The organism is Humibacillus xanthopallidus, from assembly GCF_006716675.1.
GTDB lineage: Bacteria > Actinomycetota > Actinomycetes > Actinomycetales > Dermatophilaceae > Humibacillus > Humibacillus xanthopallidus_B.
On sequence record NZ_VFPM01000003.1, the window covers coordinates 270,929 to 295,959 of the forward strand.

The window sequence follows — 25,031 nt, forward strand, 5'->3', positions numbered from 1 at the left end:
CCCGAAGCATGATGCGAGCCTTTCGGACCGCCCGCGACGCTGGTCCTTGGGCCACCCGACCACCGCGGCCGGCCCCGCCCCAAGGAAGGAACGCGTCATGACCAGCACTGCAGCGCCAGAGCGCCGATCGACCACCGTCCCCCTCGACTGGAAGGAGGTCTGGTTCACGAACTGCCCGATGGTCTCCGCCAACAACATCGACCAGGAGCTGGGGTGGTGCCGTGAGGAGTTCAAGAAGATCGGCGTGGAGTATGCGTACTTCCGCCACGCGCCAGAGAACAACTGGTACCCGCACTACATCCACAACCTCGACAACCTGATCCGCTTCGGTGGCCTCTACCCACCGATCCACGTCAACGCCGACATCCGTCGCACCGTCCTGCTCGGCGCGACGTGGGTCTCCGAGGGCGGGTGCATGGCGGTGCGCGCTCGCGACCCGTTCTTCCGGATGGAGGATCTGAAGGGCAAGAAGATCGGCATCAGCAAGAGCCTCAACACCGTCAAGAACGACTGGTGGCGCATCCAGGAGCACATGGGCATCGAGACGATGCTCAGGCTGCACGACCTGACGATGGACGACATCGAGCTGGTCGAGTTCCCCTACCCGGACGACTGGTACGACAAGCCCGAGATGCTCGTCCCGCCCATGAACAACCCGTCCGAGCTGTGGATGCGCCGCGACCACAAGCACGACCTGGCCTTCCGTCCGCTGGAGACGGCACTGCTCAACGGCACCGTCGATGCCATCTACACGCAGAGCAAGGTCTTCCAGCACCTTCAGGAGGCCACGGGCCGGATCAAGATGATCGAGGATCTGTCGAGGTACCCCGACTGGACGATCCAGGTCGCCAACACCCCCGCCGTCATCACGTGCACCGAGGTCATGGCCGATGAGCACCCCGAGCTGGTTGTCGCCTACATGAAGGCGATGGTCAAGGTGGGGCGGTGGGCGAACGACAACAAGCGTGCAGCGGCCTACATCCTCAACCACCAGACCTTCTACCGCGATGCCGAGGACACCTACCAGGGCATCAAGGACGTCGACATGGTGCCGAGCCTCAGCGCTCAGAACCTGGAGTGCATCAAGATCGGCAAGGACTTCATGGTCAGTCACGGCTACATCCACAACGACTTCGACGTCGACGAGTGGGCCCGCCCGGAGTTCCTCGAGAAGGCGGCCGAAGAGGTCCTCGCCGAGGAGTGGGAGCGGCGGAGCTGGAGCAAGCTCCCGGCCGGGGGAGGGCTCGATGTCGAGGGCACGCGGCTCGGCTGAGCCCGACGACGAGAGGAGGACGACATGACCGCGACAACGGCAGCACAGATGGTGGAGAGTGCCAGGGCCCGGGTGGCCACGGTCACCCCGGAGGACGCTCGAGAGGAGGTCGCGCGAGGTGGCGTCGTCGTGCTCGACGTCCGTGAGCCGATCGAGTGGGAGGAGCACATCGAGGGCGCGGTGCAGATCCCGCGCGGCATCCTCGAGTTCCAGGCCGACCCGGCCTCGCCGGCCCACAACCCGGCCCTCGCACCGGACCGGAGGGTCATCGTCGTGTGCCGTAGCGGCACGCGCGCAACCCTGGCCGCAGCGACCCTCATGGAGCTCGGATTCACCGACGTCGTCAACCTCGCTGGCGGCATGAACGCCTGGAAGACGGCGGGCCTGCCCACCGCCGAGGCACACGGCGCGTTCTGAGCCAGGCGATCAGCCTGCGGCGACGTCCGCTTGGGGCGTCGCCGCAGGCAGTCGTGCGAACTCAGGCGCCCTTCGGTGCGGCGGCGGAAGCCGTCGTCGGCAGTGTGACCGAGGTCGAGGCCGAAGCCGCTGCGGCCGAGTCCTCGAGTGTTCCTCGGGCAGGCGGGTGGCGGCCCATCACGACCGCCATCACGACGCCCGCGAAGCTGATCGCGGCCATGACCCACGACGCCGTCGCCAAGCCCGCAGCCAGCGCGTCAGAGGCTGAGGCTCCTTGCTCTGTGCGGCTGGCGATGACGCCCCCGTAGATCGTCGCAGCCAGCGCGGTCGCCACCGCTGCACCGACGTAGCGGGCCATGTTCGAGATGCCGGAGGCTGAGCCGACCTGCTTCTCGGGGACACAGGCTGTGGAGGCTGACGAGGCGGGCCCGTTCGAGAGCCCCATCCCCACGGCCACCGCCAGCAGCGGGAGCAGGAAGGCGCGGTACGCCCAGTCGGCATCGACGAACCCGACCGCCGCAAAGCCGATCGCGGTCAGCAGGAAGCCGATGGCGATCACCTGTCGCCCACCCAGACGAGCCGTCAGCCGTGGCACGGCCGCGGCGATGGCGACCAGGCCGACCGTGGCCGGCAGGGTGGCGAGTCCCGCCTGCAACGTCGTGAAGCCGAGCGCGTCCGGGTTCTGGAAGTAGAGGCTGAGGAGGTACATCAAGGCGTTGATCGTTCCGGACCCGATGAGGATGGCGACCGTCGCACCGACGAGCACCCGGTTGCGAAGGAGGGCGAGGTCGAGCATCGGGACGGCCACCCGCCGTTCGACCGCGATGAAACCGAAGCCTGACGCCACGCCGACAGCGACGCACGCGAGTGTCGCGACAGACACCCAGCCCCACGCGCTGCCCTTGCTGAGAGCCAGGATGAGAGGTCCGAGAGTCAGGGCGATGAGCGCCGAACCGGCATAGTCGATCGAGCGCGACCGTGTGGTGTCGCGCGACTCCGACACCTTGCGGGCCGTGATGAGGATGCAGACCCCGCCGATGACGGCGTCGACCCAGAAGAGGCCCTGCCAGCCCATCACCGTGACGAGCACGCCACCCATCAGCGGGCCGGCGGCCGCCCCGACGGCGGCCGCTGCCCCCCACAGCGACACGGCCCGCAGCTGGGCCTGGCCGCTGTTCGCCACCGAGAGCAGGCTGAGGCCGCACGCCAGGATCGTGGCCCCCGCCGCACCCTGGATGAAGCGACCGGCAATGACGGCCCCGCCGGACGACGACAGGCCGATGAAGACGCAGGACACGACGAAGAGCAGCAGGCCGAGCTGGAAGACGCGCTTCCGCCCGAAGACGTCACCCATGGAGCCGGCGGTCACGATCACAGCGGCACCGACGAGGGAGTATCCGGTCACGGCCCATTGCAGGGTGGTGACGTCCGTGCCGGTATCAGCGCTGATGGCCGGCAACAGGATGCTGACGGCGGACGTGTTGGCATTGACGACGAACGTGGACAGGCACGTCGCGGCGAGAACGCCACCGGCCGCAGCCGTGGCGCCGTCGCGCGCTGCTGACGATGTGGCCCCCGACATCGTGGTGCTCCCCTCATCCGGACACAGGCTGCTGCCTTCGCCTCGAACCTAGGGCGGGAGGCGCTCCGGAGACTCACCCTCCGAGGATGAATGTCGCGACGCGACGCGAACGTCGAGTCAGGCGCGCCGCTGCCGAGCGAGGATCAGGAGGCTGACGACGAGCACCCAGCCGGGGAAGACGAGCCCGGTCCACAGGCTGAGGTTGATGACGAAGAGCAGCAGCGCCGCGAGAACGAAGGTGACCGCGGCCAACCATCGCGGCATGAGGCCCGTGCGCATCCAGATCGTCCCCAGGGAGATCATGAAGACGCCCGCCATGCGCAAGGCGTAGACGTTGCCGATCTGCAGCATCACGGCACGGCCGAAGGAGACGGTGTCGCCGCTGTAGAGACCGCCGCCGGCACCGATACCCGCGAGGAGAGCGCCGGCGACCGCCAAGGACACGAAGATCATCGCGAGGAAGAGCAGTCCGCTCCCCAGGAAGACCGAGGCGAAGAAGCGGTCCTCCAGCTCACCCAGTTGGTCGCGGATGACACCGATGAACCACAGGAACGCGATGCCCGCAAAAGGCATGAGGGACAGCGCAACTCGGATCCGCCCACCTGCATCGTCGGTCCATGGCGTTCCGGCAAAGGGATCCTCCGGCGTGACGGACCGCAGCAGAGCCAGACTCGTCGCGAAGAGCAGTGCGAAGGCGACACCAGCGAGGCCGGCCGCTCTCGGGGTGCTGAGTCGGCGCAGCGACCTGTCTTGGGCTGAGGGAGTGGTGGTCACCTTCTGACGGTAGAGCCGCGAGAGTGCCCAGACACCCGGAATGGCCCCGCCGTGACGCGAATCGCGCCGTGTCGTGAACCAACGGTCTGACGGCGGCCCTCGCCGGACGAGAGGATGAGACGTGCTCACCACGCTGTCGGGGCAACCCGTCCTGCTCCTTGCCCTGCTCTTGCTGCTCGGCGCCGTCCTGGGCCGCGTCAAGATCGGGGGCGTTGCCATCGGCCCGGCCGCGGTGCTCTTCGCGGCCATCGCGGTGTCCGCGCTGGGCGTCGCCAACGGGGTCAAGCTCCAGATCCCCGAGACGGTCGGCACGCTCGGCCTCGTCCTCTTCACCTACACGATCGGCATCGTCTCCGGCCCGAGCTTCTTCGCCTCGCTCCGCCACGGTTGGCCGGTCATGCTCTCGGTCGTGGCGAGCTTCGTCGTGGTGGCCGTCGTGGCCGTCCTCGGTGGACAGGCCCTGGGCCTGACGTCGTCGGTCGTCGCCGGCACCTTCGCCGGCGGGCTGACCAACACCCCGGCCCTTGCGGCCGCGACAGAGCTCGCACCCGATCCGGCTGGCCCGACGATCGGCTACTCGATCGCCTACCTCTGGGGTGTCGTCGGCATGCTTCTCGCAGCGTCGTGGTCACTGCGACACCGCGGTCAGGAGGCGCCGCCGAGCGAGCCGCTCGTCAACCAGACCATCCGGACGGAGCTGGCCGACGGCCTGCTGCTCTCGGACGTCGAGGAGCGGTACCAGCAGCGGGTGACGTTCTCGCGACTCAAGCACGGGCACTTTGCCAACCCCACGGTGGTGGCAGGCGAGGACGAACGCCTCGGCCCCAACGACCTCGTCACGGTCGTGGGTCCGCGTGACCTCGTCGACCAGGTGACCGCCGAGCTGGGCCACCGGTCGTCCCACGACATCGTCAGCGGGCCCGGGGAGCTCGACTACCGCCGTATCACCGTCTCCAACACCCCCCTTGCGGGACGTTCCATCGGAGCGTTGGACCTCGAGGGCCGCTTCGGCGCCCACATCAGCCGGGTGCGGCGTGCCGACATCGACCTCGTGGCGTCGCCCGACTTCGTGCTCCAGATGGGCGACCGGGTGCGAGTCACGGCCCCTGCTGACCGGATGAAGGACGTCAGCGCATTCCTCGGCGACTCAGACCGGGGGATGTCCGACATCAACCCGGGTGGTTTTGCGCTCGGGCTCTCCCTCGGCCTGCTCATCGGGTTGGTCCACATCCCTCTGCCCGGAGGTGGGTTCGCGCTGGGTGCGGCCGCGGGCACGTTGCTCACCGGGCTCGTCTTCGGGCGACTGGGACGCATCGGTCCGGTTGTCACCTCGATGTCCAACGGGGCCGCACAGTCGCTCTCGTACTTCGGCATGATCACCTTCCTCGCGTATGCCGGAACGCGGGCGGGGGAGCGCATCGTCGCGGCGATCGGCTCCGACCTCGGGTGGAAGGTGGCAGTTCTCGGCTTCCTCATCACGACGGGGGCGGCGCTCCTGCTGCTCGTCGCCGGTCGCCTCATCCACCGGATGGGCGGCACCCAGCACGCCGGCATGCTCGCGGGCGCGCAGACCCAGCCGGCCATCCTCGCCTTCGCCAACGACCGCACCGGCTTCGACACGAGGGTGGGCCTCGGCTACGTGCTCGTCTATCCGATCGCGATGATCGCCAAGATCGTCATCGTGCAGGTGCTCGTCGGCCTCGGCTGACGAGCACCCGCACGACGACTGGCACCATCAGCCGGCGGCACCGCTGTCAGCCGGACCCGCTGCCGGTAGCGAGACGCTGGAGCAGCAGAGCCTGGGCCACGATGAGCTTCTCTATCTCGACCGGGTCGACGCTCTCGTCAGATGCATGGATGCGAGCAGCGGCGACGTCCTCGGGGCCCCACAGCACGAACTCCGCCCCGGGTGCTGCCTTCTCGAGAGTGCGCAGCAGGGGGATCGAGCCTCCGCAGCCCGCCTCGCCGGCAGGCCTGCCGAAGGCTTCCGACAGCGCGTCGCGCGCCGCGGCATACCCCGGCCCGTCCGTCTTGCAGAGGAACGGCGGAGCCTCCTTGGTGCGTTGCACCTCGACCTTGGCGTCCCACGGCACATGGCTCTCGAGGTGTGCGACGAGCGCGTCCAGCTCCTTCGTGGGCTCGGAGCCGGGGACGATGCGCATCGAGATCTTGGCCCTGGCCTCGGGGATGAGCACGTTGGACGACGACGCGATGTCGGTCATGTCGATGCCGATGGCGTTGACCGAGGGGCGGGCCCACAGCCTGGCTCCCACGGGACCGCTGCCGGTGAGAGCGACTCCCTCGAGCACGTCGGCGCTCGACCGGAGGTCGTCCTCGCTGAGGTCGGCGCCGTCCCAGACCGTCTCGGAGACGCCAGCGATGGTCACGTTGCCGTCGTCGTCGTGCAGAGTCGACAGGAGCCGAGCGAGCGCCATCATGGCATCGGGTGCAGGTCCGCCGAAAACGCCTGAGTGCAAAGGGTGCTCGAGCGTGCGCACCGTGACGATGCACGCCACATCGCCGCGCAGGGCGGTCGTGAGGGCCGGTTCGCCGACACGGAGGTTGCCCATGTCGCAGATCACGAAGAGGTCGCAGGCGAAGAGCTCGGGGTGAGCCTCGACGAAGGCTTCGAGGTTGCTCTCCGTCTCCTCCATGCCCTCGAGGATGAGCTTGACCGTGCACGGCGGCTTGCCGTCGAACACTCTCAGCGTGCCGAGGTGGCTCACGAGACCGCTGATGTCATCGGCGGCCCCGCGTCCATAGATGCGGCCGTCCTCCTTGCGCGTGGGCGTCCAGGGGTCGCTCGTCCAACCCTGCTCCGGGGGAGCGGGTTGCACGTCGTAGTGCGCGTAGAGGACGACGACCGGCGATCCGGGCGGACCCTCGATCTCGCCGTAGATGGGGGGGTAGCCCGAGGGGACGTCCATCAGCTGCGCATTGGTGAAGCCCACGTCGCGGAACATCTGCAACGCCACCTCGCCCATCTGGCGCACCGGTTCCTCGGGGTAGCCGGGGAACGCGATGGCCGGGATCGCGATCAGTGTCTCGAGGTCCTCGATGACTCCGGGCATCAGCTCGCTGACGCGCTGGGCGATCTGGTCCTTGTCCATGTGCATGCTTGCTCCTTGTCGATGTCTCGAGGTCCCGACGTCAGGGTCGGCTCGCGCGTGCGTCAGAAGAAGACGGCGCCGATGAGTGCGCCGACGGCGATGGTGACCACCGACATGATGAGCATCGGGACGAAGAAGCTGTGGTCGAGCAGTTTCGTGCCGAGCTTGGTCGAGCCCGTGAGGTCGAAGTTGGCTGCCGCGATCTGCGTGCCGTTGGCGGGCAGCGTGTAGACGCCGCTGAGGGCGCCGGCCCACATACCGGTCACGACGCCGGCAGGAAGCCCTGCGGCGAGCCCGATCGGCACGATGGTCCGTGTCGCGGTCGACTGGCTGGTGGTCAGTGCTGCGACCAGGAAGACGGCCAGAGCGAAGATGAACTGCCAGCTCGTCACCCAGCCTCCGATGGTGCTGACGATGTAGTCCTCGTGCGCGGAGATGAAGGTCGCTGTCAGCCAGGCGATCCCGAAGAGCGCGATGGCCGAGATCATGCCGGCCTTGAAGACCGACTGGTCGGGAACCGTCTTCACGTCGGGGCGGCCGAGGAAGAGGATCGCCACGCCGACGACGAACATGACCATGACGATCGTCGTCGTCATGTCGATGGGCACGGCTTCCTCGCCCTCCGCACCGAACGCCGGTCGCAGTTGGGGGAAGAGGCCGAAGATGACGATCGCGACGACGCCGAGCAGGAATGCCAACGCGGAGTTGCGCCCCTCCTTGGTGTAGGTGAGACGTGAGGCCGCGGACTCGCCATCAGCAAGCAGCTGCGGCGCGGCGAGCTGCCCGGACTCGATCTTCGCCTGGATCTCGGGGTCGTCGTCGAGGTTCTTCCACATCCGGTTGACCACGAGCGAGGTGACGACGATGCCGACGACACAGGCCGGGATGGTGATCGCGAGGATCTGGGTGAGCCCGAGGTTGTACGGCTCCACGTCGGTGAGCGTCAGCATCGCCGCCATCGCGGCCGACACGGGCGATGCCGCCAGCGCCATGCCCGACTGCACGACCGTCACGGTGAGCGGGCGCGAGGGACGGATGCGGTTCTTGTACGAGACGTCGTAGATGACGGGGAGCAGCGGGTAGATGATGTTGCTCGTGCCGGCTCCGATGGAGAAGAGGAACGCCGTCAACGGGGCGATGATGGTGATCTGCTTGGGTCGCTTCTCGATGACTCCCGCCGCAACCGCCACCATCCAGTCGATACCGCCTGCGGCCTGCATCATGGCGGCGGAGGTGACCACGGCGAGGATGATCGCCAGAGCCGCGGCGGGCGGCTCGCCCGGCGGCTCACGGAAGACGAAGACGAGCACGAACGTGCCGAGGCCGCCCCAGAGACCGACGCCCACGCCGCCGGCCCGAGTACCCATGACGATCGCCCCGAGCACCACGAGTGCTTCGAGCACGAACTGAACGCTCATCTCGATTCCTTCCTGCAGGGGTGCCGGGGCGGCATCAGCCGGCCGGGCACTGGGTCGCGATCTTCTCGTTGAGGCTGGCGACGGCACCGCGCAGATCGGTGAGGGCGCTGTTGATCTGCGGGGCCACCGTCTCGAGGGACGCGTTGCTCGCGGAGTCGACGGACTCCTTGAAGGTCACGAGCTTTGCCCGCAGGTCGGAGATGGCGGTGTCGTAGCGTCCCTCGGTGACGGCCTGCAGCCGGTCGAGCTTGGCCAGCGCCGCGTCTACCTTGGCACTCAGCTGCCGAAGCGCGGCGCCGTCGGGTTTGACCGCCTGAACCTGTGCGACTGCAGCGGTGAGGTCCTTGGCCTTTGCGCAGAGATTCTGGGCCGACGGCGTGGCGCCGCTGCAGCCCGCCACGACAAGGCTCGTGGCGATGGCTGCAGCAGCTGCCAGCCGGCCTACGGTGTCACGGTTCACCGGGGACGACATCGCTCAGGCCAGGGCCTTGGCCTTGATCGCCGCGAACTCCTCGGGAGTGATGGCGCCGGAGTCGAGCAGGCTCTTGGCCTGGGCGAGCTGATCGACACCCGACGATCCCGCGGACGGTGCAGCCACGCTGCGGATGTAGGCGTCCTGGGCCGCCTTCGCCTCGGCGTTGCGCTGCATCGCGCGAGCCGTCATGCCCTTGCCTCGGGCGATGAGGTAGACGAGAGAGGCGATGACGGGGACGAAGACGAGGAAGAGCACCCACAGCGCCTTGGCAAACCCGCCCAGCTCGTGGTCACGGAAGAGATCGCCGAAGATCTGGAACAGCACCATGAGGTAGGCGATGAAGAAGAACCACCAGACGAGCAACCAGAAATAGCTCCAGAAGTCCATGACGATGCCATCCTTTCGATGCGGCCTGCGACGGCCGCGGTCGGGAAACGAGCTCCTACAGCTCCTCACTGTCATCAGACAGATGCGCCGGGTCGTCATTCTCCGAGGACGAGATCGCCTCGTCCTGTTCGTCCTCCGGGTGCTGCGCTGTGCCCGTCCTCTGGACGAGACGCGTCGAGACCACCTCGAGGCCGAGGGCGGTGAGGGTCGAGATGACCCCCACCAGCTCCTGGCTGTCGTGCACGGTCACCGACAGGGTCGTGCGCTCCCCGTCGCTCTCCGAGCACGACGCATACGGCCACACGTCACGCTCGTCGACGACACCTCGGACGACGACGACTGCTCGCATGCTCGACCTCCGTTTGCTGCACGGGGACGTCCCCCGTCTGGTCAGCATCGCGTGGTCGCCGTGTCGCCGCGTCATTCCTTTGAGACGAGATCGGCCAATGGCATCGGCTCGCCCCCGCGCCGCGCACGTCGTCAGTAGAGGTCGAGCTCCGCTGCGCGCCGGATCGCTGAGCGCCGGTTGTTGACGCCGAGCTTGCGGTAGATGTGCGCGATGTGGGTCTTGGCCGTGTGCACGGAGATGAACTCCGCATCCGCGATCTCGGTGTTGGTGAGGTTGGTGGCGAGGTAACGCAGGATCACGTGCTCACGCTCGGTCAGCTGCTCGGACCAGATCGTGGTGTGGTGCTGCGCGGGGTCGGCTAGGCGAGCCAGCACCTGCGTCACGACTTCGGGGTGACTCGTGCCATGGCTCAGGTGCTCCCTCAACAGCGCCGTCAGCTCGGCGCCGCCTGCGAGGAACGGCCTGAAGAGGCCGTCGGGTTCGGCTGCAGCGAGGGCCTTCTCGAGGGCGAGGTGCGCGTCCTCCTTGCCGAGCACGGCCAGTGCCTCGGCCTCGACGCAGCGCGACAGGCACTCGACCTGGATGGGAGCATCTGACGAGTCCGCGCACTCCAGCTGGGACAGGGCCTCCACCGGGCGCCCGGCCCGCAGCAGGACCGTCGCGCGCAGGGCCGGGGCGGCTGGGTAGTCCGGGCCCGACGGGGGATCGAGGGCGAGCTCGACCGCACGACCAGGTTCGTGCTCCGCCCACAGGAGCAGTCCCTCGATGGCTGCCAGCATCCTGGGCCACCACGCCGGTGCCCCGCCTGCGTCGATCAGCGCGGCGATCTGGGTCATGCTGGCGCGTGCCGCGGCGAGGTCTCCCAGCGCGAGGCAGGTCTTGGCGTGGAAGTGGAGAGCGAGACCGCGCAGTTCCCAGTCGAAGGGGAACAACATCGACAGGCTGCGCTGCAGCTGAGCCCGGGCCTCGTGGAGGTTTCCGCGCCAGTAGTCGAGCCAGCCGAGGTAGACCACTGCGGGCGCGAGCGTCGTCAGGCCCACCCAGCCGTTGGCCTCTGCCTTCGCCAGCACATCCACCGCCCGGTCGTGCGCCTCGGTCAGCTGCCCTTCGGTGATCGCCGGGATGCAGGACTCCGCGAGCGCCGTGAGCTCGAGAGCGGAGAGGCCGGCCGTCCCTGCTGTCCGTGCGGCGGTGCGGAGCAGGTCGAGGGCCGTCTCGACATGCTGCTGGACCCGCGCCTCGCCCATGCCCACGAGTACCTGCACCGACGCCATGACAACAGGATCGAGTCCCGTGCGCGCGTCGGCGAGCTCCTCGAGCATCGCCACGCCGGCCCGGGCCGCCTCGCCCAGACCCAGGTCGCAGCCGGTGACGAGCAGCTCGACGAGCGCCGTCCGCTGCTCGAGTCGGGTCCGCTCCACCTCGGACAGCGTGCCCGCCGAGATGCGTGCTGCGTCGAGCTCGGCCCGCGCCAGACCGGTCTCGCCACGTTGCACGGAGACGAGCGCCTTGGCGAGGTGGGCGTCGCCGCGGTAGGCCGACACGTGGGGGAGCCGGTCGACGGCGGACAGCACCGCATCGACGCGCCCCTGCAGCAGCAGCTCGAGCCAGGACTCGGAGAAGATGCGCGAAGCCGCCTCCCCGTCGCCGGCGGCCAGCGCGTGCCCGATGGCCGTCGGGGCATCGACGCTGCTCCACCACGATGCCGCGGAGGCGTGCAGCCGAGACGCCAGGCTCGGGTGATCGGCCGCCAGGCGACGTTGGGTGTGCGCGGCGAAGAGGGGATGCCACTGGTACCACTGTCCGTGTGTACCCGGAACGCCGCGGGAGAGGAAAAGCCCTGCGCTCACGCATGATTCGAGAAGTGCCTCAGCTGTGCAGGTGCCGCGCACGGCGTCGACGAGCGACGGGCAGACCTGCTCGTCGAGGGAGGCTTCGAGGACGAAGTTCCGCAGGTCCGGTGCCAGTGAGGCGAGGACCTCGGTGGCGAGATAGTCCGCGAGGGCCTGGTCGCGCCGCAGCTCCACCGACACATCTGTGGCCGTGCCTCGGTGGCGAGCGGCGAGAATTGCCATCCGCACTCCGGCAGGCCAGCCGTCCGTGGCCTGCTGGATGGCCGTGACCGTGGTGAGGTCGAGGTCGAGCTGCGCCGCTCGGACCGCTGCTGTGGACTCCTCGAGGCTGAAGGCAAGGTCGTCGTGGGCGAGGTAGGTGAGCCGGTCCTCGAGTCTCAGGCGCTGCAGGCGCAGTGGTGGAACGACCCGAGCCGCCATCGAGATCCTCAGGTTGGCCGGCGCCCACCTCAGCAGGTGGTCGACGATCGTGGTCGAGGCGACCGATCCGGCGAGGTGCTGAAGGTCGTCGAGGACGAGCAGGTGTGGCTGGGCGGAGTCGTAGAGCGCTTCGAGCAAGGAGTCGACGAGGCTGAGTGGCTCGGCCCGCAACGACGAGACCCGCAGCTGCTCGACCTGGTCGCTCAGAGGCTCGATCCCTGCCAGCGTGGTGGCAGTGAGGAGGTCCCCGACGAAGCGCACTGGATCCTTGTCGGTGTCGTCGAGCGTGAGCCACACGGTGCCCCCCGGTGGCCGCCGCTCGGCTGCGGCTGCCAGCAGGGTCGACTTGCCATACCCCGCGACACCCGCCAGGACCGTCACGGGACGCGCCTCCATGAGCGTCGCGAGACGGGGCCTCTCGATGAGCCCCACGGACACCCCGGGCGGGGTCATCCGTAGCTGGCGTGGTACGACCATCGCGCTTTCCTCCGAATGCCGCCGGCGAGAGTCATCCTCACGGGTTGACGCGGCGAATGCCTCGTGCCTCGAGACTATGACGCGAGGAAGTCCCGAGCATGCCGAACGGGCATCTTGCCGGGACCGCGGTTGTGTGAGGTGAGTCATGCGGATGTACGAGATCGTCCTCGACGGTCAGCTGACCTCGGACCTGCCCGCCTCCGTGGGCGAGGTCGTCCGGCGACAGGAGCGAGGCGCGAGCGTCCTCAGCGTTCCCGTCGGTGAGAAGGCGACACTCGACGCCGTCCTCGGGCTGCTCGAGTCGCTCGGCATCGGCATCACGGCGATGAAGGAGGTCGAGGTTCCACCCGAGCCGCACGCGTCCCCGGGCCACACCGACGGCTGATGCCCGGGCGTCCCACCATCACGCCGAGCCCAAGTCATCCCCCTCGGGTGATGCCATGCATTCCGGCGGTGAGTGACGCTCGGGACGTCAACCACATCCGTCAAGGAGGCAAGACATGAGTGTGAACGTCGACGTGGGGCCGATCGACTTCCTGGCCCTCGAGTTCCCCGGAGCCCGTCTGAACGGTGAGGGGATGGCCATCATCGTCGATCTCGTCGAGCGGGGCATCATCCGCGTCCTCGACATGAGGGCTGTCCTGCGCAGCGAGGACGGCACCATCACGGCTGCCGCCATCACCGATCTGGACGGCGACGGGGTCCTCGACCTCGCGGTCTTCGAGGGCGCCGAGTCCGGCCTCATCGACGAGGACGACATCAACGAGGCCGGCGAGCTCGTCCAGCCCGGTGACGCCGTGGCGCTGCTCGTCTACGAGAACACGTGGGCGGGTCCCTTCGTGTCGGCCATGCGCCGCGCCGGGGCCTCCGTGGTCGCCAGCGCCCGCATCCCCGCCGACGAGGTGATCGCCCGCCTCGAAGCCCTCGAAGCCGCAGAAGGCGCCGGCTCCGCCGAGCAGGCGACGGACGCCGACTGACCCACACCCTCGCGCAGACCGAACCGGTCGGCGCACGCTCGAGCCACCCCTACGTCAGATCGAAGGAGCACACCATGGGACTTCTACGTGGAGTTGCCAGGACCGCCGTCGTCGCGGGGACCGCGACCGCGGTGTCGAACCGCGTCTCGCGCCGTCAGGCCGGGAGGTGGGCCGCCCAGGACCAGCAGGCCGCCCCGCCCGAGCAGCAGTATGCGGAGCCGCCGCCCCAGCAGTACGCCCCGCCGCCGGAGCCCGCCGAGGAGAACACGGGCGTGGATCTCGACGCTCTCAAGCAGCTCGGCGAGCTGCGTGACGCCGGCGTCCTGACGGAGGCCGAGTTCCAGGTGCAGAAGGAGCGGATCCTCGCCCGCTGACCGGGCCCGGGAGACGCACCGGCGGCCGCCTCCGAGCGGTTTCGCGGATCGACGTCGTCTCCGCTATGGTCTTGCTCGCACCGGACGGAGCCTCGCTCTGGCCGGTGAGTGCGGACGTAGCTCAGTTGGTAGAGCGCAACCTTGCCAAGGTTGAGGTCGCCGGTTCGAGCCCGGTCGTCCGCTCCGTGTGACGTTGGGCCCCCTCGACCACCAGGTCGAGGGGGCCCAACGCCGTTTCCAGCTGTCTCCCAGCGTGTCGATCCTGAGAAACCGCTGACTGATCGCCGGGCTGCAGGCATGATCAACCGTGACTCCTTAAGCCATTGGGGGTAGCGGTTGTGAGCGGTGGGACGCACACGCCGGCTTGGACGTGGCCCTCACCACGTCGTGAGCCGCCACTGCCGCCTACCCATCTGCTGCGCCGCGACCGCCTCGCTGCGCCGACGCCGCGGTCCAGGGCGACGCTGCGAGGTCACGGCACCGTCGTCGTCGTCACCGGTCTGGTCGGAGCCGGCAAGTCGACGCTGCTGTCGAGCTGGGCCGCGGACCTGCGGGCCGCGGGTCAGGGCGCCGGATGGGCGTCCCTGCAAGACGAGGACGACGACCCGGTCGTGCTCCAGGACCTCGTGCTCGGAGCCCTGCACGACGCGCTGCCGGCACGGGTGCGTCAGCAGCTGGCTCAGCCCGGCTCGACAGCCGAGGACGGCGACGGCACGGAGGCCGAGCGTGGACTGACGGGGCAGGTCGCCGAGGCGGTGCGCAGGGCGGGCGCGCCGATCTGGCTCATGCTCGACGACGTCCAGGTCATCCAGTCGGACGGCGCGGTGCTCGCGCTCGACCGACTCCTCCAGTGGGCGCCGCCCAACCTGCACATCGTGATGGCGGCCCGGTCGGATCCCCGGGTCTCCCTCGGGCGCCTGCGCCTGCAGGAGCGGCTCCTCGAGATCCGCGATGCAGAGCTCCGTCTCGACGAGGACGAGACCGCGCAGCTGCTGGCGGCCGAAGGCCTCGACCTGTCGGGCGAGCACGTCCACCGGCTCTGGCAGCTGACCGAGGGCTGGGTCGCCAGCGTCGCCCTCGCCGCCATGACGCTGCGATCGGGCCGCGACGTCGGCGGCGTCCTCGACGGCTTCGGCACCGACGGCGGACTCTGGTTCCTCATCGAGGAGGTGCTGCACGAGCTGCCCGAGGAGACCCACACCTTCCTGCTCGACACCTGCCTTCCGGAGCGCCTGTCCACCGAGATGGCCGAGCTGCTGAGCGGCCGTGACGATGCCGGACAGCTGCTCCACCACCTCGCGGACACCAACTCGCTCGTGTCGGTCTTCGGTGCAGAGGACCGGAGCTACCGCTATCACACGCTGCTGCGCGGCTACCTCGTCGCCCGCCTCGCCGACCTCAGCGGGCAGCGCAGCAGGGCTCAACACCTGCGCATCGCTCGCTTTCTCCACGCCCGGGGCGACGACGCCGAGGCACTCGACCACGCCATCTCGTCGCGCGATCGGTCCACCGTCTTCACGCTCCTGCACGAGGACGGGCTGCGGCTCCTGCTCGAAGGCCATCACGACGTGGTCGACCGCGCGATCGGGCACCTGCTCGAGAGCCCGAGCGACGAGCAGCCGCGTCGACGGTTCCTGCACGTGCTCGCGGCCATCATCGCCCTCGACTTCGGTGACCTGCCTCGGGCCGAGGCGCACCTCGAGAGTGCAGGCGGACGCTACCGGGAGCCCACCGCGCCTGCAGCGCCGTCTGCCGTGCTGCCCAGACGTCTCGACCGCCTTCTGTCGGCTGCCTGGCTCTACCGCGACCGGCTGCGCGGCGACCTGGATCCCGCGGTGGTCGACGCCGTGCTCTCGTCGGCGAGCCGCCTCGGCGGTGCCGAAGCGGTGGGGCAGTCCGACCTGCGCGCTTTAGAGCACGTCACGGCGGGCATCGCTCTCATCTGGCTCGGCCGCTTCGACGAAGCGGTGGCGGTGCTCGAGTCCGTGTTCGTCGACGCGGATGTGCGAGGTCACGACTTCGTCGTCATGACGTGCGCCGCGGCGCTGTCGACGGCACACACGGCGCTCGGCACCTTCGCCGAGATGAGGCAGTGGGCTCAGTACGCCATCGACTACGCCACAGCTCGCGGGTGGGCGGCCTCCCCGCGCCTGGTGCCCGCCTATGTGTGCGCCGCGGCCACCGCCCACGACGGGCTCGACCCCGGGCGGGCAGCGGAGCTCATCGGGGTGGCCGAGGCGATCCTCGAGAGCGGGGCTGCCCCGCTCGACGCGCCGAGTGGAGCGACCGGTGTCATCGTGGCTCCGGAGGTCGTCCGCTCGGTGCGCGCGGTCCGGTCCTTCATCGACTTCGACCGTGCCGCGGGCAACCCCGCCGAGCAGCGCCGCATCGTGCGGGCGCGACATGACGAGGTGCTCGCGCTCGCATCGGAGCGCTTCTCACGGACACTCGTCGCCTTCGAGGTCGCCGAGCACCACCGAATGGCACTGGCGTGTGGAGAGGTCGACGCCGCGCGCGCCAGCGTCGAGCTGGCGGAGCGACGGCTCGGAGCGGGCGGTGAGACAGCGGTGCTCGCGGCGCAGCTCGCCGTCCGGCTCGACCGGGAGGAGGAAGCGCGTCATCTCCTCCAGGGAGTGCTCGCGAGACCCGAACGCGTGCCCGTGGTCCACCTCCGGGTCGTCGGGCTCCTCCTCGAGGCGTCCCTGGCCCACCGCAACGACCAGCCGACGGTGGCCCATGACGCGCTCCTTCGCGGGCTGGCGATCGCCCGCCGCCTGGGCTCGGTGCGCCTCGTCCTCGAGGTGGCACCCGAGGTCTTCGAGCTGCTCGTCGAGGGCCGCGGTCGCTTCGGCGCGGAGGAGGACTTCGTCGAGCACGTCATCGAGTCCGCGTTGACCGTCGCGGCACTTCACGAGCCGACCCACCGGTATGCCGTCTCGCGGGGCCCCGCTGCCGCCCCGGTGCTCACCCCCCGCGAGCTCAGCCTCCTCCAGGACCTCCCGTCGATGCTCACCGTGCCCGAGCTCGCCCGGGCCCGTGCCGTCTCCCCGAACACCGTGAAGACACAGCTGCGTTCGCTGTTTGCCAAGCTCGGCGTCGGCAACCGCCGCGAAGCCGTTGCCGAGGGCAGGCGCGAGGGACTCATCTGAGCCCAAGGGCCTGCACGCCACACGGCTCGACCCGGATTCACGCAGGAGCCCGCGCGTAGTCACCCGGAGTCACCGGAGTCACCTGCACCGGGTGACGCGCGGAGCAGCACGGTCGCGACAGGCTGGGGACGCCAGCCGATGCGATCCGAAGGGGTGTCATGCGCTACGAGTTCGTGCTCGCTGAGCCGCTGCCTCCAGCTGTGGCGGCAGCTTTCCCGGAGTTGACGGAGTCGACGACGACGAGCAGCCGCGGCACCGTCCTCTACGGCCCCATCACCGACCGGGCGCACCTGCACGGCCTCCTCGACCGCTTCCACGCCTACGGCCTGACCGTTCTCGAGATGCGCCAGCTCCCCGACTGAACAGCGCTCGCCGGAGCGACAGCCGCCCGGCGGTCGGGCTCCCCGCCTAGAGTGACGACATGGCGGCATCCCGCGGCACCCCTGCGGTCGAGCTCGAGATCGAGGGGCTGCCCGTACGACTCTCGAACCCGGACCGCGTCTACTTCTCCGAGCGCGGCGAGACCAAGCTCGACCTCGCCCGCTACTACGAGTCGGTCGGCCCGGGCATCGTCAACGCGTTGCGGGAGCGACCGTGCATGCTGCACCGCTTTCCCAAGGGTGTCGATGGCCCGAAGGTCCACCAGAAGCGCCTGCCCGCGGGCGCGCCGCCGTGGGTCGAGACGGTGCGCCTCCACTTTCCGCGCTACGGGCTCCACGCCGACGAGCTCTGCGTGACCAAGCTCGCCGACGTCATCTGGGCGGTGCAGATGTCGACCGTCGAGTTCCACCCGTGGAACAGCCGTCGAGCCGACACGGAGAGCCCCGACGAGTGGCGCATCGACCTCGACCCGATGCCGGAGTGCCCCTTCGACCGGGTGCGGCGCGCCGCCGAGGTCACGCACGAGGTCTTGGGCGAGCTCGGGGCGGTGGGCTGGCCCAAGACGTCGGGCGGCTCCGGCCTGCACGTCTACGTTCGCATCGAGCCGCGCTGGGGTTTCAAGGACGTGCGGCGAGGCGCCCTCGCCTTTGCCCGCGAGGTCGAGCGCCGGCTCCCCGACGACGTCACGACGACGTGGTGGCGCAAGGACCGCTCGCCCTCCGACCTCTTCGTCGACTACAACCAGAACGCTCGCGACCACACGATCGCCGCTGCCTACAGCGTGCGCGGCAACCCGCGCGGCACCGTCTCGGCACCCCTGCGCTGGGACGAGGTCGCCGACGCCCTGCCCGACGACTTCACGATCGCCACGATGCCGGCGCGCTTCGCGGAGCTCGGTGACCTCCACGCGGGCATCGACGACGCCATCTTCGACTTCGCGCCCCTGCTCGAGTGGGCCGAGCGCGACGAGCGCGACGGCCGCGACACGCCGCCCGAGCCCGAGCCCGAGCCCTCCTGAGCCGTATGCGTGGAGCGGGCCGGGCGGCATACCGCGGTCTGGTGCGCGCGGGCACTCAGGCCGGTGACCGTCAGTCCCGGGCGATGACGTAGGGCGGGGGAGCCTCGGGGTCTCCGACCGTGGGCTTGGGCTCCGTGAGGATCTCGCAGGTGCCGTCGGTGGGGCAGCCCACGAGGCGGTTGCGCCCGTCAGGTGTGACGGTGCTCAGCACGAGCGTGCGGGGGACGGGGCGCGTGCGATAGCCGACCTGCACGACGGTCGAGCCCGACGGCACGCGCACCGCGAAGGCCGGCTTGCCCGTCGTGGTGTCGATGAGGAGCACACGGCTCTGCTCGGGACCGGTCGGGGCCTTCCAGGCGATGGCGTAGCGTCCGTCGCCGGTGACACCCTTGAGCTCGAGTCCTTGGCAGTCGAGGTCCTTCGTCGCCTGCGACGGGGTGTCGACACCGACGACGGCGAAGCACTTTGTTCCGGAACCGCCGACGGCGGTCCTCGTCGAGTCGTTGAAGGCGACCATCTCGCTCTGGCGCCACTCGGCGGCCTTGCTCGTCGTCGTGTCCCAGCGGAACGTCGTGCCGTTGTCGGTGAAGAAGACCGCCGGGCCGGCGAAGCCGACCACCTCGGCGCCCGTTCCCACGCCCGGCAGGCTGGCGACCTCGCGGCCGTCGGTGTCACGCACGCTGAGGCGGCCGTCGTCGCCGTCGACGTAGGCGAAGCGACCGCCACGGTTCGCCTCGACGCGGCTCCTGAAGTGGCCGAGGTCCTCGATCGTCGTGCCGCCGGGGTCCTCGAGCACCATCTTGACGAGTCCGTTCGACGTCACTGTCACGACGCGGTTGCCACCAGGGAGGCGCAGCACGTCAAGGGTGCTCCCGTCCGAGCCGCTCTGGTTGCTGCCGGCCGCGCTGTGGAAGTCGCCGTCCACGGCATACGGCAGGACGAGCGCGCCGGTGGGCTCGCCTGTGGTCGGCAGGTCGACGGTGGGGATGCCGGAGATCGTCGTCGGTGAGCCGGTCGCCTGCGGGAACCCCGTGACACCGGCGGACGGTGTCGGTGTGGGGCTCTCGCTCTGGTTGCGCCACACGATGGCACCCACAGCCGTGACGAGCAGGAGCGCTGCGGCTGCGGCTGCCACGAGCACCCGGCGTTGGTGACGGGGCGGGGCCGCCGCCCCTGGGGTGCTGGGCGGAGCCGGGGGAGTCGTCGCCGTGGCGGGGCCGGACTGTGTGGTGGGGCCGGCCTGCGTGGTGGGGCCGGCCTGCGTGGTGGGGCCGGTCGACGCGACCGGGCTCGTCGGCGTCTCCGGTGGGGCGCTCGTGTCATCCGGACGGACCTGTTCGAGCAGCTGCGTCACCTCGGCGTCGTCGGGCTTCTCCGCGGCGAGCTGCTCGAGGATGGGCGCCGCCGTCTCCGTGGCACCGGTGGCCAGCGCCGCTTTCGCCGCTGCATAGAGCGAGTCCCGGCGGTGCTGCTCCCCGGGCTGGGCGACACCGGAATGCACGAAGGTGAAGGGCTCGTCGGAGCCGCCGGTCGACCGCAGGAGCACAGCCGTGCCCCACTCGGACGCCTCGTCGGAGGTGGCCATCGCCTTGCGCACCTCGCAGATGGCGGCGTCGATGCCGAGGCCTCGGGTGAGGAAGGAGTAGAGCTCGTGGCTGAAGACGAGCGCAGCCCGGTCGCTGATCTCGGTCTGCATGGCGACGACCGCCGGCAGGCCCTGCCGCACGAGGGCCTGCCCGACGCCCGAGAAGGCATCACGGCCGGAGCTGCGGGCGCCCTCGCAGGCATTGAGGACGGCGAGCTGCATGTCGCGCGCGTCGTGGAGCAGGGTGCCGAGCCGGGCACCCGTGACGCGATGCGCGGTGCCGTCGTCGCGCTCGAGAACGAGCACGCCCTGGTCGAGCTCGCGGTCGAAGCCGCCGTGGCCGACGAAGTGGAAGACGTGGAACGGGTCGAGCAGGGCGCGCTGCAGTGCGGGAAGCGTCGCGTCGTCGAGGACGACGAGCTCGATGAGGCCCGCGTCGACGAGGTCCTTCGTCGTCGCCTCGAGCAGCTGCCGCTCGCGGTCGACGGCGAGCCGGGGCACGTCGCTGGGGCTCGAGATCATGACGAGCACCTGCAACGGCGGGTTGACGACGACAGGCGGCGGCACGCCGAAGGCCTTGACCTGACGGATGATCGGCGTGCGGTTCGACAGGGTGACGAAGCGTCCGAGCTCAGCGGAGTAGAGGTACTCCCACGGCACGGGCTGCAGGTCGGGGGCTCCCTCGAGATCCAGCCGGAGGCGCACGTCGCGGCCGGACCGCGTTGCTGCCTCGACCTCGGACCGGAAGGCCGAGCCGATGGCGCCGCTGAGCAGGGCGTCACCGAGGCGCTGGCCCAGCTCTCTCACGTCACCGACCCGCTCCGAGACCGGCACGAGACGGCGGGAGGCGACCCGCGGTGGGCCGACGGCCACCATGAAGCCCGCGAGCTCGGTCGCGCTGAAGGGCAGTGAGAAGGGTGCGGCCAGCGGCTCACCACCGGGGCCGTTGCGGTCCGGCACGCGCACGGAGTAGCCGGCGTCGTCGCGACTGATGACGACGTCGAAGTCGACGTACGGATCGTTCACCTGCTACCCCTCACCAGCGTCTGGACGGGCATCTCTCGGGGGACGGAGCGGCCGGGTCTCCGCGCTGATACCCCTACCCCCGACAGTGTCCTCCTCAGCGGCGGGTGATGATGGGCGAAGCGCCGCACCATCGGACCGCCCCGACCGGGGCGCTTCGACGGCGTGCCCCACGGCTCCATCACCGACGACCAGAGGAGAACAGCCATGACGGCTCTCACCGACTTCACCGCCACGACGATCGACGGGCAGGAGCGCTCGCTCGCCGACTGTGCGGGGCAGGTTGTGCTCGTCGTCAACACCGCCAGCCAGTGCGGGTTCACCCCGCAGCTCGAGGGTCTCGAGTCGCTCTACGAGACCTACCGTGACCGTGGCTTCACCGTGCTCGGCTTCCCGTGCAACCAGTTCGGCGGCCAGGAGCCGGGCACCGAGGAGGAGATCGGCGAGTTCTGCCAGAAGAACTACGGCGTCAGCTTCCCGATGTTCGCCAAGGTCAATGTCAACGGCGACGACGAGCACCCGCTGTGGGCGTGGCTGAAGTCCGAGAAGGGGGGCCTGCTCGGCGCCCGGATCAAGTGGAACTTCACGAAGTTCCTCGTCGGTCGCGACGGCCAGGTCATCGAGCGCTTCTCGCCGCAGACCGAGCCGGCCGACCTCAGCACCCCCATCGAGAAGGCGCTCGCCGACTGAGGGCCGGCGCGGTGGCGCCTAGGATCGCTGCCGTGGACCGAGCCCGCTTCGCCGACAGGCGTGCCCGTGAGGTCGTCGACGTGCGACGCGGCGAAGACGCCCTCGAGGCGATCTCGCGTGACGGCTTCTGGGCCGTCGTCGCGACCTTCGAGGGCGAGGTCACGGCGATCCGCTTCGCTGTCGTCGAGCAGGACGAGTCCGCAGAGCCCGAGGTGCCACGGTGGACGCCGCTCGACGGGAGCTGGACCAGCTCCTTCGACCGGACGGCATACGTCTCGGCGGTCGCGGAGGTGCGCGAGCGGATCGCAGCCGGCTTCGTCTACCAGGTCAACGTCTGTCGGGTGCTGACCCACGAGCTGTCCGACGAGGCTGATCTCGACGGGCTGGATCTTCTTGTGCGACAAGGTAATCCTGCACCGCACGCCGCACGGATCAGATGCGACGAGGCCGGCATCGACCTCGTGTGTGCCTCGCCCGAGCTCTACCTGAGGCGACGCGAGGGTCGCCTCGTCACCCGGCCGATCAAGGGCACGGCACCCACGCCGGAGCTGATGCTGCCCAAGGACCACGCCGAGAACGTCATGATCGTCGACCTCATGCGCAACGACATCTCCGGTGTCTGCGAGCCCGGCACGGTCTCGGTCGACGAGCTGTGCGTCACCGAGGCCCACCCCGGGCTCGTGCACCTCGTCTCGACGGTGAGCGGAGAGCTGCGGGCGGGGGTCGAGTGGCCCGGCATCTTCGGCGCCACCTTCCCACCGGGGTCGGTGTCGGGAGCCCCGAAGTCGAGCGCGCTGACAACGATCGCCGACCTCGAGTCGGCACCTCGCGGTCCCTACTGCGGGGCCATCGGATGGGTCGACGCCGACCGGGGAACGGCCGAGCTCGCCGTCGGCATCCGCACCTTCTGGGCCGACCGCGACGACGCGGGCCGGAGGCACCTGCGCTTCGGCACGGGGGCCGGCATCACGTGGCACTCCGACCCCGAGGGTGAGTGGCTCGAGACCCAGCTCAAGGCGACCCGGCTCATCGGGCTGGCCGCGGGCACTGTGACACCATGAGAGCGATCGACACACGCGCGCGCGAGGGCCGACCGCGGCACCTCTGGTCGGTGGCGACGCGTGCAGACGAACGGGACGGAGTGGGGCAGCGGTGACGGGGACGAACATCCGGGTGTGGGTCGACGGCGACCTCGTCGAGCCTGAGGGCCCCGCCGTGAGCGCCCTCGACCACGCCGTCACGGTAGGCGACGGCGTCTTCGAGACGGCCAAGATCGTCGACGGGGCACCTTTCGCGCTGACCCGGCACCACCGCCGTCTGCTGCACTCCGCGGCCGGCCTCGGGCTGCCCGTCCCTGACCTCGCACTCGTCGACAAGGGTGTCGCGGCCGTCCTGGAGGGCGAGCCGATCGCCTTCGGCCGGTTGCGGTACAGCGTCACCGGAGGGGTCGGGCCGCTCGGCTCCGACCGCGACGAGGCCTCGCTGACGACCATCGTGCTCGCCGCGCCCCAGGCCCGGCCGCCGGCCAGCGGCCGGCTCACCGTCGTGCCATGGACGCGCAACGAGCGGTCCGCGGTCGTCGGCCTCAAGACGACGTCGTATGCCGAGAACGTCGTCGCACTCGCCCGGGCCAAGGCGGTGGGAGCCATCGAAGCCGTCTTCGCCAACACGCGCGGCGAGCTGTGCGAGTGCACCGGGAGCAACATCTTCGTCGTCGTCGACGGTGTCGTGCTCACGCCGCCGGGCGACTCGGGCCTGCTCTGCGGCATCACCCGTGAGCTCGTCATCGAGTGGGGCCGCGAGGGCGGGGTCGAGGTGCGCGAGCAGGTCCTTCCGCTCGACGTCCTGACGACCGCCGACGAGGTGTTCATCACGAGCTCGACGAAGGACGTGCTCCCCATCGACGCGATCGACGACCGTGAGCTGCCCCCTGCGCGACCGGTCACGACGGCCCTGCAGGAGATCTTCCGCCATAACGCCGATCGGACCCTCGACCCGTGAACGCCCGCGAGCCCGTTGTCCCGGCGAAGGACGAGACGGTGGTGACCGGGGAGCCCGGCGCCACGCGCGAGCCGGGCGGCCGGCATACCGGCGCGGTCGACTACTCCGACCTCAACGCGACGCTCGACGTCGACGAGGACCGGTGGGCCTGGCGGGCGCGGCTGCGCAGCAACAAGGTCACGCATCTCGCGTGGCGCATCGCGGTGGGCGTCGTCGGGGGGGTGGTGACGGTGGCGGGGCTCGTCATGGTGCCCGCCCCGGGGCCCGGCTGGCTCGTCGTCTTCTTCGGGCTGCTCATCCTCGCGAGCGAGTTCGAGTTCGCCCAGCGCCTGCTCGACTACGCGAAGCGGCACGTCAGCCGGTGGAACGACTGGATCATGGCACAGGCCCTCTGGGTGCGCGGTGCCGTCGCGCTCGGCACCCTCGCGATCGTGTGGGTCGTGGTGTGGAGCTACCTCGCGTGGCAGGGGATTCCGGCGTTCCTGCCGCAGTGGGCGGAGGATGTGCTGACCCGGGTTCCGGGCATCGACTGAGGTCCGGGAGCGGTTCCGCGGGGCGATTTCCGCGGCGGGCCGCGGACCGGCTATTGTTTCCCCTCGTCGCCCCGATCTAGCCACGTGGCTGGGGCGCCCGGACGTGTAGCTCAGTTGGTTAGAGCGCTCGCTTCACACGCGAGAGGTCAGGGGTTCGAGTCCCTTCACGTCCACCGAAGAGAAATGGCACCTGACCTGCGGAAACGGGCCTGAAGGCCGTGCTACACCCCGGCCGTGCGGTGGGCTATCGAGTACTGCTCGTCGGTGACGGGCTCGAGCCAGGTGGTGGCCTCGCCGTCTCCGGAGGCGTCGAGGATGGCGTAGTGGCACATCATGTTCTCGCTGGTGCCGCCGTGGAAGTGCTCCTCTCCGGCCGGTGTCCAGACGCTGTCGCCGGGGCGGAGGACGACGGTCTTGCCGTCGCGGGTGCCGACGAGCCCGATGCCGTCGGTGCACACCAGCAACTGGCCGTTGGCGTGCGAGTGCCAGTTGGTGCGGGCACCCGGCGTGAAGCGGACGAGCCCGACGACCAGCCGGGAGGTGCCGTCTCCGTTGAAGACCGGGTTCATCCACACGTCGCCGGTGAAGCTCGCGGCCGGGGTCTTGACCGTGGCGGTGGCGGGGTTCTTGTCCATGTCGTGTCCTGTCGTGTGCGCAGGGACCATGGCTCCACGCTAGGTGTCGTGCGCAGCGACAGGGAGGTCCTGTCAGTACCCCGAACGACAGGGACTCCCCCCGCTCGCGGATGCCGCGTTGAATCGGCGA

Annotated in this window: 23 protein-coding genes and 2 tRNA genes; 15 read left to right on the plus strand and 10 right to left on the minus strand. The window is 69.8% G+C overall.

Translation table 11 applies throughout. The annotated features are described in order from the left end of the window. Window positions 1-97: 97 nt before the first annotated feature. Both FBY41_RS16365 and FBY41_RS16370 read left to right on the plus strand, forming a co-directional pair. Entirely contained in the window at window positions 98-1,273 is a 1,176-nt protein-coding gene (locus FBY41_RS16365) for an ABC transporter substrate-binding protein (protein ID WP_141845356.1), read from the plus strand. 24 nt (window positions 1,274-1,297) lie between these two features. Continuing rightward, on the plus strand, window positions 1,298-1,690 hold the full coding sequence (locus tag FBY41_RS16370) for a rhodanese-like domain-containing protein (protein WP_141845357.1): 393 nt from the start codon (window positions 1,298-1,300) through the stop codon (window positions 1,688-1,690). Between the two features lie 61 nt (window positions 1,691-1,751). Here FBY41_RS16370 and FBY41_RS16375 read toward each other — a convergent pair whose 3' ends face one another. Both FBY41_RS16375 and FBY41_RS16380 read right to left on the minus strand, forming a co-directional pair. Then, window positions 1,752-3,272, minus strand: coding sequence for an MFS transporter (locus FBY41_RS16375; protein WP_141845358.1), 1,521 nt, complete (start codon window positions 3,270-3,272; stop codon window positions 1,752-1,754). Between the two features lie 117 nt (window positions 3,273-3,389). After that, the gene (locus FBY41_RS16380) at window positions 3,390-4,046 is read right to left on the minus strand and encodes a hypothetical protein (RefSeq protein WP_141845359.1); all 657 of its coding nucleotides are present in this window, start codon (window positions 4,044-4,046) and stop codon (window positions 3,390-3,392) included. A gap of 121 nt (window positions 4,047-4,167) precedes the next feature. Between FBY41_RS16380 and FBY41_RS16385 the strand changes: the two genes are divergently transcribed. After that, window positions 4,168-5,754 (plus strand): aspartate:alanine exchanger family transporter, encoded by a 1,587-nt coding sequence (locus FBY41_RS16385; protein ID WP_141845360.1) that lies wholly within the window; start codon window positions 4,168-4,170, stop codon window positions 5,752-5,754. 46 nt (window positions 5,755-5,800) lie between these two features. Here the strand turns inward: FBY41_RS16385 and FBY41_RS16390 are convergent, their stop codons facing one another. The 6 genes from FBY41_RS16390 to FBY41_RS16415 all read right to left on the minus strand — a co-directional run bounded on the left by FBY41_RS16390 (window position 5,801) and on the right by FBY41_RS16415 (window position 12,535). Next, on the minus strand, window positions 5,801-7,162 hold the full coding sequence (locus tag FBY41_RS16390; RefSeq protein ID WP_260439846.1) for a M20/M25/M40 family metallo-hydrolase: 1,362 nt from the start codon (window positions 7,160-7,162) through the stop codon (window positions 5,801-5,803). A gap of 56 nt (window positions 7,163-7,218) precedes the next feature. Beyond that, window positions 7,219-8,574 carry an anaerobic C4-dicarboxylate transporter family protein gene (locus FBY41_RS16395; RefSeq protein WP_141845361.1) on the minus strand — a complete coding sequence of 452 codons (1,356 nt, stop codon included), beginning with the start codon at window positions 8,572-8,574 and terminating at the stop codon, window positions 7,219-7,221. Window positions 8,575-8,608: 34 nt separating this feature from the next. Then, window positions 8,609-9,034, minus strand: a complete 426-nt coding sequence (locus tag FBY41_RS16400; protein ID WP_141845362.1) for a hypothetical protein — start codon at window positions 9,032-9,034, stop codon at window positions 8,609-8,611. A 15-nt stretch (window positions 9,035-9,049) separates the two neighbouring features. Then, on the minus strand, window positions 9,050-9,436 hold the full coding sequence (locus FBY41_RS16405; protein ID WP_141845363.1) for an SHOCT domain-containing protein: 387 nt from the start codon (window positions 9,434-9,436) through the stop codon (window positions 9,050-9,052). Window positions 9,437-9,491: 55 nt separating this feature from the next. Beyond that, window positions 9,492-9,785, minus strand: a complete 294-nt coding sequence (locus FBY41_RS16410; protein WP_141845364.1) for a hypothetical protein — start codon at window positions 9,783-9,785, stop codon at window positions 9,492-9,494. A gap of 131 nt (window positions 9,786-9,916) precedes the next feature. After that, window positions 9,917-12,535, minus strand: coding sequence for a LuxR C-terminal-related transcriptional regulator (locus FBY41_RS16415; RefSeq protein WP_141845365.1), 2,619 nt, complete (start codon window positions 12,533-12,535; stop codon window positions 9,917-9,919). Window positions 12,536-12,680: 145 nt separating this feature from the next. Between FBY41_RS16415 and FBY41_RS16420 the strand changes: the two genes are divergently transcribed. The 7 genes from FBY41_RS16420 to ligD all read left to right on the plus strand — a co-directional run bounded on the left by FBY41_RS16420 (window position 12,681) and on the right by ligD (window position 18,434). Continuing rightward, window positions 12,681-12,920: a hypothetical protein gene (locus tag FBY41_RS16420; RefSeq protein WP_141845366.1), complete on the plus strand. Its 240-nt coding sequence runs from the start codon at window positions 12,681-12,683 to the stop codon at window positions 12,918-12,920. A gap of 115 nt (window positions 12,921-13,035) precedes the next feature. Next, on the plus strand, window positions 13,036-13,512 hold the full coding sequence (locus FBY41_RS16425; protein WP_185749128.1) for a DUF6325 family protein: 477 nt from the start codon (window positions 13,036-13,038) through the stop codon (window positions 13,510-13,512). Between the two features lie 74 nt (window positions 13,513-13,586). Then, window positions 13,587-13,886 (plus strand): SHOCT domain-containing protein, encoded by a 300-nt coding sequence (locus FBY41_RS16430; RefSeq protein WP_141845367.1) that lies wholly within the window; start codon window positions 13,587-13,589, stop codon window positions 13,884-13,886. Window positions 13,887-13,996: 110 nt separating this feature from the next. Then, window positions 13,997-14,069 (plus strand) — tRNA-Gly (locus FBY41_RS16435). Window positions 14,070-14,224: 155 nt separating this feature from the next. Continuing rightward, a complete protein-coding gene (locus tag FBY41_RS16440; RefSeq protein ID WP_141845368.1) occupies window positions 14,225-17,035 on the plus strand; it encodes a LuxR C-terminal-related transcriptional regulator in 2,811 nt (936 codons plus the stop codon). Between the two features lie 158 nt (window positions 17,036-17,193). Further along, window positions 17,194-17,397: a hypothetical protein gene (locus FBY41_RS16445; RefSeq protein WP_141820228.1), complete on the plus strand. Its 204-nt coding sequence runs from the start codon at window positions 17,194-17,196 to the stop codon at window positions 17,395-17,397. Window positions 17,398-17,456: 59 nt separating this feature from the next. Next, on the plus strand, window positions 17,457-18,434 hold the full coding sequence (gene ligD, locus FBY41_RS16450) for a non-homologous end-joining DNA ligase (protein WP_141845369.1): 978 nt from the start codon (window positions 17,457-17,459) through the stop codon (window positions 18,432-18,434). 70 nt (window positions 18,435-18,504) lie between these two features. On the opposite strand, the gene FBY41_RS24015 is transcribed toward ligD, so the two are convergent. Beyond that, the gene (locus FBY41_RS24015) at window positions 18,505-21,045 is read right to left on the minus strand and encodes a CHAT domain-containing protein (RefSeq protein WP_185749129.1); all 2,541 of its coding nucleotides are present in this window, start codon (window positions 21,043-21,045) and stop codon (window positions 18,505-18,507) included. Between the two features lie 204 nt (window positions 21,046-21,249). On the opposite strand from FBY41_RS24015, the gene FBY41_RS16460 reads away from it, so the two are divergent. The 5 genes from FBY41_RS16460 (at window position 21,250) to FBY41_RS16480 (ending at window position 24,439) form a co-directional block, all read left to right on the plus strand. Continuing rightward, on the plus strand, window positions 21,250-21,732 hold the full coding sequence (locus tag FBY41_RS16460; RefSeq protein WP_141845370.1) for a glutathione peroxidase: 483 nt from the start codon (window positions 21,250-21,252) through the stop codon (window positions 21,730-21,732). 32 nt (window positions 21,733-21,764) lie between these two features. Then, window positions 21,765-22,793 (plus strand): chorismate-binding protein, encoded by a 1,029-nt coding sequence (locus FBY41_RS16465; protein WP_141845371.1) that lies wholly within the window; start codon window positions 21,765-21,767, stop codon window positions 22,791-22,793. A gap of 91 nt (window positions 22,794-22,884) precedes the next feature. After that, window positions 22,885-23,733 carry an aminotransferase class IV gene (locus FBY41_RS16470; protein WP_141845372.1) on the plus strand — a complete coding sequence of 283 codons (849 nt, stop codon included), beginning with the start codon at window positions 22,885-22,887 and terminating at the stop codon, window positions 23,731-23,733. Continuing rightward, window positions 23,730-24,266 carry a TIGR02611 family protein gene (locus FBY41_RS16475; RefSeq protein ID WP_260439847.1) on the plus strand — a complete coding sequence of 179 codons (537 nt, stop codon included), beginning with the start codon at window positions 23,730-23,732 and terminating at the stop codon, window positions 24,264-24,266. The genes FBY41_RS16470 and FBY41_RS16475 overlap by 4 nt, the downstream gene beginning before the upstream one ends. A 99-nt stretch (window positions 24,267-24,365) precedes the next feature. After that, window positions 24,366-24,439, plus strand: a tRNA-Val gene (locus tag FBY41_RS16480). 48 nt (window positions 24,440-24,487) lie between these two features. On the opposite strand, the gene FBY41_RS16485 is transcribed toward FBY41_RS16480, so the two are convergent. Then, on the minus strand, window positions 24,488-24,901 hold the full coding sequence (locus tag FBY41_RS16485; protein ID WP_141845373.1) for a (R)-mandelonitrile lyase: 414 nt from the start codon (window positions 24,899-24,901) through the stop codon (window positions 24,488-24,490). Window positions 24,902-25,031 lie beyond the last annotated feature (130 nt).

Coding starts and splice junctions, on each gene's coding strand:
- FBY41_RS16420 (WP_141845366.1), top strand. CDS start 12,681: ATGCGGATGTACGAGATCGTCCTCGACGGTCAGCTGACCTCGGACCTG.
- FBY41_RS16410 (WP_141845364.1), bottom strand. CDS start 9,785: ATGCGAGCAGTCGTCGTCGTCCGAGGTGTCGTCGACGAGCGTGACGTG.
- FBY41_RS16370 (WP_141845357.1), top strand. CDS start 1,298: ATGACCGCGACAACGGCAGCACAGATGGTGGAGAGTGCCAGGGCCCGG.
- FBY41_RS16460 (WP_141845370.1), top strand. CDS start 21,250: ATGACGGCTCTCACCGACTTCACCGCCACGACGATCGACGGGCAGGAG.
- FBY41_RS16425 (WP_185749128.1), top strand. CDS start 13,036: ATGAGTGTGAACGTCGACGTGGGGCCGATCGACTTCCTGGCCCTCGAG.
- FBY41_RS16395 (WP_141845361.1), bottom strand. CDS start 8,574: ATGAGCGTTCAGTTCGTGCTCGAAGCACTCGTGGTGCTCGGGGCGATC.
- FBY41_RS16375 (WP_141845358.1), bottom strand. CDS start 3,272: ATGTCGGGGGCCACATCGTCAGCAGCGCGCGACGGCGCCACGGCTGCG.
- FBY41_RS16430 (WP_141845367.1), top strand. CDS start 13,587: ATGGGACTTCTACGTGGAGTTGCCAGGACCGCCGTCGTCGCGGGGACC.
- FBY41_RS16365 (WP_141845356.1), top strand. CDS start 98: ATGACCAGCACTGCAGCGCCAGAGCGCCGATCGACCACCGTCCCCCTC.
- FBY41_RS16390 (WP_260439846.1), bottom strand. CDS start 7,162: ATGCACATGGACAAGGACCAGATCGCCCAGCGCGTCAGCGAGCTGATG.
- FBY41_RS16445 (WP_141820228.1), top strand. CDS start 17,194: ATGCGCTACGAGTTCGTGCTCGCTGAGCCGCTGCCTCCAGCTGTGGCG.
- FBY41_RS16415 (WP_141845365.1), bottom strand. CDS start 12,535: ATGGTCGTACCACGCCAGCTACGGATGACCCCGCCCGGGGTGTCCGTG.
- ligD (WP_141845369.1), top strand. CDS start 17,457: ATGGCGGCATCCCGCGGCACCCCTGCGGTCGAGCTCGAGATCGAGGGG.
- FBY41_RS16485 (WP_141845373.1), bottom strand. CDS start 24,901: ATGGACAAGAACCCCGCCACCGCCACGGTCAAGACCCCGGCCGCGAGC.
- FBY41_RS16405 (WP_141845363.1), bottom strand. CDS start 9,436: ATGGACTTCTGGAGCTATTTCTGGTTGCTCGTCTGGTGGTTCTTCTTC.